Source organism: Pseudomonas sp. 21 (assembly GCF_000955805.1).
Classification (GTDB): domain Bacteria; phylum Pseudomonadota; class Gammaproteobacteria; order Pseudomonadales; family Pseudomonadaceae; genus Pseudomonas.
Genome location: NZ_JYOA01000003.1, coordinates 592,093 through 604,574 on the forward strand (window position 1 = coordinate 592,093; position 12,482 = coordinate 604,574).

The following is a 12,482-nucleotide window of genomic DNA, read 5'->3' on the forward strand; positions in this document are numbered from 1 at the left end:
GCGCAGCCTACGGAGCAGATTGCATGAACCCTTTGACGAGTGACTACCCCGTGAACACCCCAGGCGATACCGCAGTGATGGTGCTGCTGGTGGACGACCAGCCAATGATCGGTGAAGCCGTGCGCCGCGCGCTGGCGGACGACCCCAGCATCGACTTCCACTTCTGCTCCGATCCGCACCAGGCCATCGCCCTGGCGATCCAGATCAAGCCCACGGTGATCCTCCAGGACCTGGTGATGCCCGGCGCCGACGGCCTCTCGCTGGTGCGCGACTACCGCGCCAACCCGGCGACCCGCGACCTGCCGATCATCGTCCTGTCGACCAAGGAAGACCCGGCGGTGAAGAGCGCGGCGTTCAGCGCCGGCGCCAACGATTACCTGGTCAAGTTGCCCGACGCCATCGAGCTGATCGCGCGGGTGCGCTACCACTCGCGCTCCTACCTCGCCCTGCAGCAGCGCGACGAGGCCTACCGAGCCCTGCGCGAGAGCCAGCAGCAGTTGCTGGAAACCAACCTGGTGCTGCAGCGGCTGATGAATTCCGACGGCCTTACCGGGCTGTCCAACCGCCGGCACTTCGACGAATACCTGGAAATGGAGTGGCGCCGCGCCCTGCGCGAGCAGACCCAGCTGTCGATCCTGCTGATCGACGTGGATCACTTCAAGGCCTACAACGATACCTTCGGCCACGTGCAGGGCGACGAGGCGCTGCGCCAGGTGGCCGGGGCGATCCGCGCCAGCGCCAGCCGCCCCTCGGACCTGCCGGCGCGCTATGGCGGCGAGGAGTTCGTCATGGTCCTGCCCAACACCTCGCCCGGCGGCGCGCGCCTGCTGGCGGAGAAGCTGCGGCGCCTGGTGCAGGACCTGAACATCCGCCACGAGCTGCCCACGCCGGGAGCGTCGCTGACCATCAGCATCGGCGTGGCGACCCTGATTCCCCAGGCCGGGCAGGCCTGCCGCCAGCTCATCGAACTGGCCGACCAGGCGCTCTACAACGCCAAGCACGGCGGGCGCAACCAGGTGGCCATCGCCGGCTGAGTGGGCGGGGAGGGCGCGGAAACGGTGGGCGTGCTTTGTCGTAAAGCCTGAAAAGGCGGCGAAAATTCACGTATACTTGCCGGCTTTTCTACGCCCTTTACCCGTGAGAGATGCCCGCCATGGAAATCCAACCGATCCTCAACAGCATCAAGGACCTCTCCGACCGTACCCATTCGATTCGGGGGTATCTTTGACTACGATCTGAAACATGATCGTCTGATCGAAGTTAACCGCGAGCTGGAAGACCCGGCGGTCTGGAACAAGCCCGAATACGCCCAGAACCTGGGCCGCGAGCGCGCCATGCTGGCGCAGATCGTCGAGACCCTCGACGAGCTCACCGGCGGTCTGGCCGACTCCCGCGACCTGCTCGACATGGCGGTCGAGGAGAACGACGAAGGTGCCGTCGGCGACGTTGAAGCCGAAGTCCAGCGCCTGCGCGAAATCCTCGAGAAGCTCGAGTTCCGCCGCATGTTCAGCGGCGAGATGGACCCCAACAACGCCTACCTGGACATCCAGGCCGGCTCCGGCGGCACCGAAGCCCAGGACTGGGCCAACATGCTGCTGCGCATGTACCTGCGCTGGGCGGACAAGAACGGCTTCAGCGCCGAGATCGTCGAGCTGTCCGAAGGCGAAGTCGCCGGCATCAAGGGCGCCACCGTGCACATCAAGGGCGAGTACGCCTTTGGTTGGCTGCGCACCGAGATCGGCGTGCACCGCCTGGTGCGCAAGAGCCCGTTCGACTCCGGCAACCGTCGCCACACCTCGTTCACCGCGGTGTTCGTGTCGCCGGAAATCGACGACAACATCGAGATCGAGATCAACCCGGCCGACCTGCGCATCGACACCTACCGCTCCTCCGGCGCCGGCGGTCAGCACGTGAACACCACCGACTCCGCGGTGCGTATCACCCACGTGCCGACCAACACCGTGGTGGCGTGCCAGAACGAACGCTCCCAGCACGCCAACAAGGACACCGCCATGAAGATGCTGCGGGCCCGGTTGTACGAGCAGGAGATGCAGAAGCGCACCGCCGCCTCGCAGGCACTGGAAGACACCAAGTCCGACATCGGCTGGGGTCACCAGATCCGCTCCTACGTGCTCGACCAGTCGCGCATCAAGGACCTGCGGACCGGCGTGGAACGCAGTGATTGCGACAAGGTGCTCGACGGCGATCTCAACGAGTACCTCGAGGCCAGCCTCAAGCAAGGGCTCTGACGCAGAGCTCTACTGTAGGAGCGAGCTTGCTCGCGAACCAGCCAGCCGCTCCTGCACAAGTAACCCATTTGATCTAGACGCCAGGCAGATAGACGACCATGAGCGACCAACAACTCGACGCTACCGAACTGCAACAGGAAGAAAACAAGCTGATCGCCCAGCGCAAGGAAAAGCTTGCCGCCGTGCGTGAGGCCAAGGCCATCGCCTTCCCCAATGACTTCCGCCGCGAGAACTACTTCGCGGACCTGCAGAAACAGTACGAAACCGCGACCAAGGAAGAGCTGGAAGCAGCCGCCATCCCGGTCAAGGTTGCCGGTCGCATCATGCTCAACCGCGGCTCCTTCATCGTCCTGCAGGACAGCAGCGGCCGCCTGCAGGCCTACGTGAACCGCAAGACGCTGCCCGAAGAGACCCTGGCCGAGATCAAGACCTGGGACCTGGGCGACATCATCGGCGCCGAAGGCACCCTGGCCCGTTCCGGCAAGGGCGACCTGTACGTCGAGATGACCAGCGTGCGCCTGCTGACCAAGTCGCTGCGCCCGCTGCCGGACAAGCACCACGGCCTCACCGACACCGAGCAGCGCTACCGCCAGCGCTACGTGGACCTGATCGTCAACGAGGAAACCCGCCACACGTTCCGCGTGCGTTCCCAGGTCATCGCCCACATCCGTCGCTTCCTGTCCGATCGCGGCTTCCTCGAAGTGGAAACCCCGATGCTGCAGACCATCCCCGGCGGCGCGGCGGCCAAGCCCTTCGAAACCCACCACAACGCGCTGGACATGGCCATGTTCCTGCGTATCGCCCCGGAGCTGTACCTCAAGCGCCTGGTGGTCGGTGGCTTCGAGAAGGTCTTCGAGATCAACCGCAACTTCCGTAACGAAGGCGTCTCGACCCGGCACAACCCCGAGTTCACCATGCTCGAGTTCTACCAGGCCTACGCCGACTACGAAGACAACATGGACCTGACCGAAGAGCTGTTCCGCGAGCTGGCCCAGGCCGTGCTCGGCAGCACCGACGTGCCCTACGGCGACAAGGTCTTCCACTTCGGCGAGCCGTTCGCCCGCCTGTCCGTGTTCGACGCCATCCTCAAGTACAACCCGGAACTCACCGCGGCCGACCTGACCGACCTCGAGAAGGCCCGCGCCATCGCCAAGAAGGCCGGCGCCAAGGTCCTCGGCCACGAAGGCCTGGGCAAGCTGCAGGTGATGATTTTCGAAGAGCTGGTCGAGCACAAGCTGGAGCAGCCGCACTTCATCACCCAGTACCCGTTCGAAGTGTCCCCGCTGGCCCGCCGCAACGACAACGATCCGAGCGTCACCGACCGCTTCGAGCTGTTCATCGGTGGCCGCGAGATCGCCAACGCCTACTCCGAGCTCAACGACGCCGAAGACCAGGCCGAGCGCTTCATGCTGCAGGTCAAGGAGAAGGACGCCGGTGACGACGAGGCGATGCACTACGACGCCGACTTCGTCAACGCGCTGGAATACGGCATGCCGCCCACCGCCGGTGAAGGCATCGGCATCGACCGCCTGGTGATGCTGCTGACCAACTCGCCGTCGATCCGCGACGTCATCCTCTTCCCGCACATGCGCCCGCAGGCGTAAGCGCAGGAACAGGAGAAGAAGGCCGCCCTCGGGCGGCCTTTTTCGTTTCCGTAGCTCTTCGTAGGAGCGAGCTTGCTCGCGAACGGTTTCCCCGGAAACATCTGAGCGGAGCGGTTCGCGAGCAAGCTCGCTCCTACACAGACATCGGAATCTGGCGGTATACCATCCGACGAAATGCACCCGCTTGCCGTGGCTCGGCCACTCGGTGGCACGTCTCACTCCCAGGCCTGATTCCCAGCCGCCTGCTCTGCCTCGCGGCCCGCTTCGTGCGCCGGTGTCGCAGCTGCAAGGCGGCAATTGTTTTCCCACAGAAAAGCTCGAACAATGCGCCATCAGGCCGCGCCGCCGGAGGTAATGCCAGTGACCCAAGTGTCCCCGCGAGACAGCGCAGCGCAAGTCGCCAGCGCCATCGCAGAAAGTGTCAAATACCAGGGCCGCAAGGCCAGCCGCCAGGGCAGCGAGCAGCGCCGCCAGGCGATCCTCGACGCCGCCCTGCGGATCATCGTGCGCGACGGCGTCCGCGCCGTGCGCCACCGCGCCGTGGCCGCGGAGGCCGGTGTGCCGCTATCGGCCACCACCTACTACTTCAAGGACATCCAGGATCTCATCACCGACACCTTCGCGCTCTTCGTCGAACGCAGCGCCGAGGCCCTGTCCACCTTCTGGACCAGCGTCGAAGGCGACCTCCAGGCCATGGCCGCCGGCCTCGGCCAGGACGACCCGCAGGCGCGCCGCGAGCTGACCGCCAATATCGTCGAGCTGGCGATCCAGTACGTCATGGTCCAGCTCAACGAGCGCCGCGAGCATCTGCTGGCCGAGCAGGCGTTCCGCCAGGAGGCGCTGCTCAACCCCAGCCTCAGTGATCTGGCACAGCGTCACCGGCGGATTCTGTCTCAGGGCGTAGTGCATTTCTTCGAAGTGCTCGGCTCCAGACAGCCCGAGCAGGATGCCCGGGTGTTGACGGCCATCATCCTGCAGATGGAGTATCAGGGCCTGCTGGACGGGGCCGACCGCCTGCAGATCGAGGAAATGCGTGCCATCCTTAGCCGCTATCTCGATCTGGTGATGGGCCTGTAGCCCCGGCTGCTGAATTCCAACCCCGCCATCCGGCGGGGTTTTTCGCTCCGGACGCCTTTGCCCATCGCATGCAAAGGCATCCGGACCTAAGGAGGGCGTGATGAAAGTCTGGCGTGCACTGCTGCTGTTGAGCATCTGCCTGCTCAGTGGCTGTCTGGTGACGTTCAAGGACCCGATTCCGGCCAACGAGCCCGCGCCGGCTCACCTGCTGGGCCAATGGTCGCGTGTGGACGAGTACGGCGAGGAGCAGTTCCTCGAGGTCACCCGTTCCGGCTCCAACCTCTACCGCGCTCTCAGTTACGTCGACAGCAAGGACAACACCGACAGCGTCGAGGACTTCGGCTTCACCGTCGCCCACCACGGCAAGCGCTGGTACCTGTCGGCCGGTTTGCCGAAAAGCATGGGTGGCAACTTCGCCCTGGCCGGCTTCGAGATCACCGACAAGGACGAACTGGTGATCTATAACCTGGATGTCGAGCACATCCTGCAGGACATGACGGAAGGCGCGCTCAAGGGCGAGAAGGTCGATACCGAACAGGGTGCCGGAGCCCTGGTGACCAGCCAGTTGCCCCAGGTGATCGCCTACCTCAACGATCCGGCCAACTCCGATGTATTCGTCGAAGCGCTGCGCTTTTCGCGCGTGACCCCGGGAGAACAGCAATGACCCCACGGCGCAAGAAGTCCACGGCCAGCGAATACCAGCAGATCATCCGTGGCCTGTCCGACCGCATCGTCGAGGCACAGACGCCGATCCGCGTGCTCGACGCCATCAAGTGGGACGACGGCATCCGCGACGACTTCCTCAAGGGCCGTGGCAAGCACGCGCCCAAGGTCGACCGCGCCTACTACGACAGCCGCCCGTTGTCTTTCGACAGCAGCGCGAAGAAGCAGGAATTCCAGAACATCGAGCGCGACATCACCCGGCACCTGGGGCAGTTCAACCCGGTCGGGCAGATCATGCGGCGCATGTGCAAGGAATACCGCATGGTCATCCGCATGCTCGAAGCGCGCGGCACCCAGGACTTCGGCCTGATCTCCCAGGAGCTCTACGGCTCGGCCTCCGATGCCTTCCATGCCGGCGACCCGACCCTGGCGGACCTCGGCCTGATGCTCTCGGACTACCTGAACAACATCGCCGACCGTGGCGACCTCAAGGACGAACCCAAGACCCTCACCGCCAGCGACGCGGTGAAGATGCTGCAGGAACGCCTGAACCAGGTGTTCGACGGCAAGGAAGACACCATCCGCGTCTTCGAGTCCGACGGCATCGTCGCCGACGCCGCGGCCGGCGCCGATTACATCAAGGTGCGCGCCGACGCCATGTTCAACGAGCGCGACGTGCGCGCGCTGGAAGTCCATGAAGGCCTGGTGCACGTCGGCACCACGCTCAACGGCCTCAACCAGCCGATCTGCACCTTCCTCGCCAAGGGCCCGCCGTCCTCCACCGTGACCCAGGAAGGCCTGGCGATCCTGATGGAAGTGATCGCCTTCGCCTCCTACCCGACGCGCCTGCGCAAACTCACCAACCGCACTCGCGCCATCCACATGGCCGAAGAGGGCGCGGATTTCCTCGAGGTGTTCCACTTCTACCGCGAGCAGAACTACAGCGTGGAGAGCAGCTACCAGAACGCCAGCCGGGTGTTCCGTGGCTCGACCCCGAGCGGCCTGCCGTTCACCAAGGACCTGTCGTACCTCAAGGGCTTCATCCTGATCTACAACTACATCCAGCTCGCCGTGCGCAAGGGCAAACTGGAGCAGATCCCGCTGCTGTTCTGCGGCAAGGCCACCCTGGAAGACATGCGCACCCTGCGCCAACTGGTGGACGAGGGCCTGGTGGTGCCGCCCAAGTACCTGCCGCCGCAGTTCCGCGATCTCAACGCACTGTCGGCGTGGATGTGCTTCTCGAACTTCCTCAACCACCTCAGCCTCGACCGCATCGAGGCGGATTACGCCAATATCCTCTGACCAGCAGGTCTCCCTGTAGGAGCGGGCCGTGCCCGCGATCGCGCGCATGGCGCGCTCCTACAGGTCAGCTCCCAAGGATGACCCGTCGATGATCCGTTGCATCAAGGCCGCCAGCCTCACACTGCTCCTCACCCTCGGCGGCTGCAGTTCGCTGCTGTTCTACCCCAGCGACGACGTCGCCATCACCCCGGCCCGCGCCAAGCTCGACTACCGCGACGTGACGCTGAGCACCGCCGACGGCGTAAAGCTCGCCGGCTGGTGGCTGCCGGTGAAGGCAGGCGTACCGGTCAAGGGCACCGTGCTGCACCTGCACGGCAATGGCGGCAACATGGCCTGGCACCTGGGCGGCGCCTACTGGCTGCCGGAGCAGGGCTACCAGGTGCTGATGGTGGATTACCGCGGCTACGGACACTCCGAGGGCGAGCCGAGCCTGCCGGCGATCTACCAGGACATCGACGCCGCCTTCGCCTGGCTGGACAAGGCGCCCGAAGTGCAGGGCAAGCCGGTGATCCTGCTCGGCCAGAGCCTGGGCGGCGCCATGGCCGTGCACTACCTGGGCCTGCACCCGGAGCGGCAGAAGCAATTGCACGCGGTGGTGCTCGATGGCGTGCCGGCCAGTTACCGCGACGTGGCGCGATACACCCTCTCCACCAGTTGGCTGACCTGGCCGCTACAGGTCCCGCTGTCCTGGCTGGTGCCCGATGGCGACAGCGCGATCCGCTCCATGCCGCGACTTTCTGGCGCACCCGTGCTGCTCTTCCACAGCATCGACGATACCATTGTGCCCCTGGACAACGGCCTGAGCCTCTACAAGGCCAAGCAGCCGCCGAAGGTCTTCCAGCTGACGCGCGGCAACCATGTGGAAACCTTCGGCGAACCCGTGTGGCGCGAAGTGATGCTGCGCTTCCTCGACGACCCGCAGCACTTCACCGGTCTGCGTCGCCTGGCTGAAGTCCCGAACTATCCCTCTCCGGCGAAGCCACAGGAATCGCAGGCGGACCCGAAACAACAAGGCAACCCATGAACGAGCGCAACCCGATCTCCTACATCCTCACCGTCATCGCCACCATCTTCGTCTCGGTCGGCACGCTCTGGTACTACGGCTACCTGCACTTCGCCAAACCCGAGGACGCGCTGGAACTGACCCAGTTCACCATGCTGAAGAGCATCCCCGGCCAGGACACCAAGCTCTCCCTGGACCCGGCCGACCAGCAGGCGCAGTGCATCGACGGCGTGCTGGTGATGTTCGACATGACCCAGAAGGGCCTGACCGGCGTGCTGGTCGATGGTCGCAAGCGCGCCGTGCGCTGCATGGGCGAGCAGACCCCGCAAGAGGTCAAGTGACGGCGAGCCCGCCGTCGCAGGGCAAGGGAGCAAGCAACATGGGCCATCCCGAAATCCGTGTCTGGCAGGGCGATATCACCCGTCTCGACGTCGATGCCATCGTCAACGCCGCCAACAGCTCGCTGCTGGGCGGCGGTGGCGTCGACGGCGCCATCCACCGGGCCGCCGGCCCGGACCTGGTCCACGCCTGCCGCCCGCTGGGTGGCTGCAAGACCGGCCAGGCGAAGATCACCCCCGGCTTCCGCCTGCCGGCGCACTACGTCATCCACACCGTCGGGCCCGTCTGGCGCGGCGGTGAGCACGGCGAGCCCGAGCTGCTCGCCCAGTGCTACCGCAACAGCCTGCAACTGGCCGAAGACAACGGCCTCGCCAGCATCGCCTTTCCCGCCATCAGTACCGGTATCTACGGTTATCCCGTCGAAGCCGCGGCGCAGGTCGCCGTGGACGAACTGCGTCGTCCGCGCGGTGAAGGCAGTTCGCTGAAGGAAGTGGTGCTGGTTCCGTTCTCGGTGGAGATGGCGGAGCTCTATCGGCGCCTGTTGGGCTGATCGCCCAGCGGCCTCCTGTAGGAGCGAGCTTGCTCGCGAACCCAGGTTCGCCTCCGCGCCGCCGCCATCCCCTCGCCGCCGCCCTCTCCCTTTGATGGAGGGTGAGGGGCTTGGTGCGTCAATCTGTTCGCGAGCAAGCTCGCTCCTACGAAGAGCCGCTCCCCAGGAGCGAGCTGTCACGAACCGGTCAGTCGGTCGCGCTCATCGCCGAGCGCGGCTGCACCGGGTTGGCGTCATTGGAAATGGTCACCTCGACGCGACGGTTCATGGCGCGGCCGGCCGGGGTCGCGTTGCTCGACACCGGGTACTCCTTGCCGTAACCGCGAGAAACGACGCGATCGGACGTGACGCCCTGGCTCAGCAGTGCCAGGCGAATGGCGTCGGCGCGGCGCTCGGAAAGCCCCTGGTTGTAGGAGGACGAGCCGCTGCTGTCGGTGTAGCCCTCGACAATGACCTTGCGCTCGGGATTCTGCTGCAGGTAGCCGGCGAGGTTTTGCACATTGCTCATGGCGCCGGGCTTCAACTCGGCGCGGTCGAGATCGAACAACACGTCACCGAAGGACACCATGGTCCCGCGCGAGGTCTGCTTGGCGTTCAGCTCGCCCTTGAGCTTGTTCAGCTGTGCGGTGCGCGCATCCAGGCGGGCCTGGGCGCGCTGGGCCGAGGTGTTCTTCATCTGGTCCTCGGCGTTGCGCAGCGCCACCGTCTGATTGGCCAGCTCGATGCGTTGCTGGGTCAGGTAGGCCATCTGGTCGACGTCCTTCTGGTCGGCGCCGTCGCGGTAGGCCTTGTCGGTCTTGGCCAGCCAGTCACCGGCGTCCTTGGTTTCCAGCGCGGCCTGCTGGGTGGCCTGGGGTTCGGCCTGCAAGGCCTGGAAGTCGCCACGGGCTTTCTCCAGGTTGGCGTTGGGCGGCGTCGAGCACGCGGCCAGGGCCAGGGCGAGGGTCGAGATGGCGGGCAGTACGATGAGCTTGTTCATGTCGGAATTCCTTATATGGCCGGACGTAGGGGCGGGATCACTGGGCCTGCTGCAGGCCTTCCTGACGCAACTCCATCACGCCTTGCTGGGCGTCCTTGACGTTGTTCTGCGCCTTCACGGCCTGCGACTTGCGTTCGGCCACGCGGGCGTCCCATTCGGCCTGCTGCGCCAGGCGCTTGGCCTGGTCGTATTCCTTGTCGTTCAGGGCGATGCGCGCCTGGGCGAGTTTGTCCTGGGCATTCTTGGTTTCGACCGGGGCGAATTCCGGTCCACCGGAGCTGACGGCGGCGTTCACTGCCGACTCGGTGACGGCCATCTGTTCGCTGGGCGGGTTGCCGGCGCAACCGGCCAGCAGCACGGCGCCGCCAAGGGCGAGCAGGCTGAGGCGCAGGGAGGCGCGGGTGGAGACGGTTCGAGCGCTCTGAGATTTCAGTTCCATTGGGTGAATCCTCTGACGTTTGGTAAGGGGTTCCCTCGGCGATTCGAGTGCCGGTGGATGCCTGCCACGTGGGTCTGCGGCTTCGTGGGCATCTGATTAGGGGACTAAGGGTCTTGTCAGGGGGTTCAAAAAAAATGCCCGCCGTAGTGGCGGGCATCGGTGGCGATCCACTGGGATCAGCCGCGATGACGCAGCAATCTCAGGCCGTTGAATACCACCAGCAGGCTGGCGCCCATGTCGGCGAAGACCGCCATCCACAGGGTCCCTTCGCCGGCCAGGGTGAGGGCGAGGAACACCGCCTTGATGCCCAGCGCGAGGGTGATGTTCTGGATCAGTACGCGGTGGGTCTGGCGCGACAGGCGAATGAAGGACGGCAGCTTGCGCAGGTCGTCGTCCATCAGCGCGACACCGGCGGTTTCGATGGCCGTGTCGGTACCCGCCGCGCCCATGGCGAAGCCGATGTCGGCGCGGGCCAGGGCCGGGGCGTCGTTGATGCCGTCGCCGACCATGCCGACCCGCTTGCCGCCTTCCTGGCGTTGCTTGACCTCGCGCAGCTTGTCTTCGGGCAGCAGGTTGCCCAGCGCCTGGTCGATGCCCACCTGGGCGCCGATGGCGTTGGCGGTGTGCGGGTTGTCACCGGTCAGCATCAGCGTCTTCACGCCCAGTTCGTGCAACTGGGCGACCGCTTCACGGCTGGTTTCCTTGACGCCATCGGCCACGGCGAAGAGTGCCAGCGGGCCTTGGGCATCGAGCAGCACGATGACCGTCTTGCCCTGTTGTTCGAGGGCGTCGAGGCGGGCCTCCAGCTCTTTCGAGCACAGCTCCAGTTCCTCCACCAGGCGGTGGTTGCCCAGGTGGTAGGTTTGCCCGTCTATTTCGCCTTTCACGCCGCGGCCGGGCAGGGCGGTCAGTTCACCGACGCTGTACAGCGCGATGTTGTCCGCCTCGGCGGCCCGGGCCACGGCGTGCGAGACCGGGTGATCCGAACGCGCCGCGAGGCTGGCGGCGAGTGCGCGCACATCGCCGGCGGCGGTTTCCCGCAGGGCGGTGAAGTCGGTCTGGCGCGGGCGGCCTTCGGTGAGGGTGCCGGTCTTGTCCAGGGCGATCCACTCCAGCGAGCGGCCCATCTCCAGGAACACCCCGCCCTTGATCAGGATGCCCAGGCGTGCCGCTGCCGACAGTCCGCTGACGATGGTCACCGGCGTGGAGATCACCAGGGCGCAGGGGCAGGCGATCACCAGCAGCACCAGCGCGCGATAGACCCAGTCCAGCCAGGCGCCGCCGAAGAACAGCGGTGGCAGCAGCGCGGTGGCGATGGCGATGAGAAACACCGCCGGGGTGTAGAGGCGCGAGAACTGGTCGACGAAGCGCTGGGTCGGCGCGCGCGATCCCTGGGCCTCTTCCACGGCGTGGATGATGCGCGCCAGGGTGCTGTCGTCGGCCGCGCGGGTGACGCGGTATTCCAGCGCGCTTTCACCGTTGATGGTGCCGGCGAACAGGGTGTCGCCCACCTGCTTTTCCACCGGCAGGCTCTCGCCGGTGATGGGCGCCTGGTTGACGCTGGAGCGGCCGTCGAGCACCTCGCCGTCCAGGGCGATGCGCTCGCCGGGGCGCACCCGCACCCGCGCGCCGAGGGCAACGGATTTGGCGGAGACTTCCTGCCACTGACCGTCCACCTGCACCGTGGCCTGCTCCGGAGCCAGTTGCAGCAGCCCGCGAATGGCGTTGCGCGCGCGATCCAGCGACTTGGCCTCGATCAGCTCGGCGATGGCGAACAGCACGGCGACCATGGCCGCTTCCGGCCACTGGCCGATCAGCATGGCGCCGGTCACGGCGATGCTCATCAGGGCGTTGATGTTGAGGTTGCGGTTCTTCAGGGCGATCCAGCCCTTGCGGTAGGTCGGCAGGCCCGCGCCAAGGATGGCGGCAATGGCCAGCGCCGCCACCAGCCACTGCGGGCCGATGGCGAACCACTCGAAGAACTCCGCACCTGCCGCCGCGACACCGGCCAGCGCCAGCGGCCACCAGGGCTTCTGCTGGGCGGGTTGTGCGGACGCGGGGGCGTTTTCGTCCACGGGCTCGGCCTGCATGCCGAGGGACGCCACCAGCTTCTGCAGCGGTTCGATGCTGTCGAAGCGGTGCTGCACGCGCAGCAGACGCTGCATCAGGTTGAAGTCCAGGTCTTCCACCGCTGGCACGCGGCCCAGTGCATCGCGCAGCAGGCGTTCCTCGGTGGGGCAATCCATGGCTTCGATGCGCAGGCTGGTCCAGCGCAAT

Annotated in this window: 12 protein-coding genes; 9 read left to right on the forward strand and 3 right to left on the reverse strand. The window is 65.9% G+C overall.

What is annotated here, in order from left to right; translation table 11 throughout:
* Nucleotides 1–23: 23 nt before the first annotated feature.
* The 9 genes from UB43_RS08330 to UB43_RS08370 all read left to right on the forward strand — a co-directional run bounded on the left by UB43_RS08330 (nt 24) and on the right by UB43_RS08370 (nt 8,787).
* Nucleotides 24–1,034 carry a PleD family two-component system response regulator gene (locus UB43_RS08330; protein WP_045209956.1) on the forward strand — a complete coding sequence of 337 codons (1,011 nt, stop codon included), beginning with the start codon at nt 24–26 and terminating at the stop codon, nt 1,032–1,034.
* 119 nt (nt 1,035–1,153) lie between these two features.
* A protein-coding gene (prfB, locus tag UB43_RS08335; RefSeq protein WP_138212621.1) for a peptide chain release factor 2 occupies nt 1,154–2,249 on the forward strand; the annotation gives its coding sequence in 2 pieces (ribosomal slippage) (nt 1,154–1,225 and nt 1,227–2,249; 1,095 coding nt in all).
* A 98-nt stretch (nt 2,250–2,347) separates the two neighbouring features.
* On the forward strand, nt 2,348–3,853 hold the full coding sequence (gene lysS, locus UB43_RS08340; RefSeq protein WP_045209958.1) for a lysine--tRNA ligase: 1,506 nt from the start codon (nt 2,348–2,350) through the stop codon (nt 3,851–3,853).
* A gap of 360 nt (nt 3,854–4,213) precedes the next feature.
* A complete protein-coding gene (locus UB43_RS08345; protein WP_045210244.1) occupies nt 4,214–4,930 on the forward strand; it encodes a TetR/AcrR family transcriptional regulator in 717 nt (238 codons plus the stop codon).
* 100 nt (nt 4,931–5,030) lie between these two features.
* Nucleotides 5,031–5,594 (forward strand): hypothetical protein, encoded by a 564-nt coding sequence (locus tag UB43_RS08350; protein WP_045209959.1) that lies wholly within the window; start codon nt 5,031–5,033, stop codon nt 5,592–5,594.
* Nucleotides 5,591–6,895, forward strand: a complete 1,305-nt coding sequence (locus tag UB43_RS08355) for a flavohemoglobin expression-modulating QEGLA motif protein (protein WP_045209960.1) — start codon at nt 5,591–5,593, stop codon at nt 6,893–6,895. The genes UB43_RS08350 and UB43_RS08355 overlap by 4 nt, the downstream gene beginning before the upstream one ends.
* Nucleotides 6,896–6,983: 88 nt before the next feature.
* The gene (locus UB43_RS08360; RefSeq protein WP_045209961.1) at nt 6,984–7,919 is read left to right on the forward strand and encodes an alpha/beta hydrolase; all 936 of its coding nucleotides are present in this window, start codon (nt 6,984–6,986) and stop codon (nt 7,917–7,919) included.
* On the forward strand, nt 7,916–8,239 hold the full coding sequence (locus UB43_RS08365; RefSeq protein WP_045209962.1) for a hypothetical protein: 324 nt from the start codon (nt 7,916–7,918) through the stop codon (nt 8,237–8,239). The genes UB43_RS08360 and UB43_RS08365 overlap by 4 nt, the downstream gene beginning before the upstream one ends.
* A 38-nt stretch (nt 8,240–8,277) precedes the next feature.
* Nucleotides 8,278–8,787 (forward strand): O-acetyl-ADP-ribose deacetylase, encoded by a 510-nt coding sequence (locus UB43_RS08370; RefSeq protein ID WP_045209963.1) that lies wholly within the window; start codon nt 8,278–8,280, stop codon nt 8,785–8,787.
* 187 nt (nt 8,788–8,974) lie between these two features.
* Here the strand turns inward: UB43_RS08370 and UB43_RS08375 are convergent, their stop codons facing one another.
* The 3 genes from UB43_RS08375 to UB43_RS08385 form a co-directional block, all read right to left on the reverse strand.
* Complete coding sequence (locus UB43_RS08375; protein WP_045209964.1) at nt 8,975–9,766, reverse strand: OmpA family protein; 792 nt, start codon at nt 9,764–9,766, stop codon at nt 8,975–8,977.
* Between the two features lie 37 nt (nt 9,767–9,803).
* Complete coding sequence (locus tag UB43_RS08380) at nt 9,804–10,205, reverse strand: DUF4398 domain-containing protein (protein WP_045209965.1); 402 nt, start codon at nt 10,203–10,205, stop codon at nt 9,804–9,806.
* A 176-nt stretch (nt 10,206–10,381) separates the two neighbouring features.
* On the reverse strand, nt 10,382–12,451 hold the full coding sequence (locus tag UB43_RS08385) for a heavy metal translocating P-type ATPase (protein ID WP_256205121.1): 2,070 nt from the start codon (nt 12,449–12,451) through the stop codon (nt 10,382–10,384).
* Nucleotides 12,452–12,482: the final 31 nt, after the last annotated feature.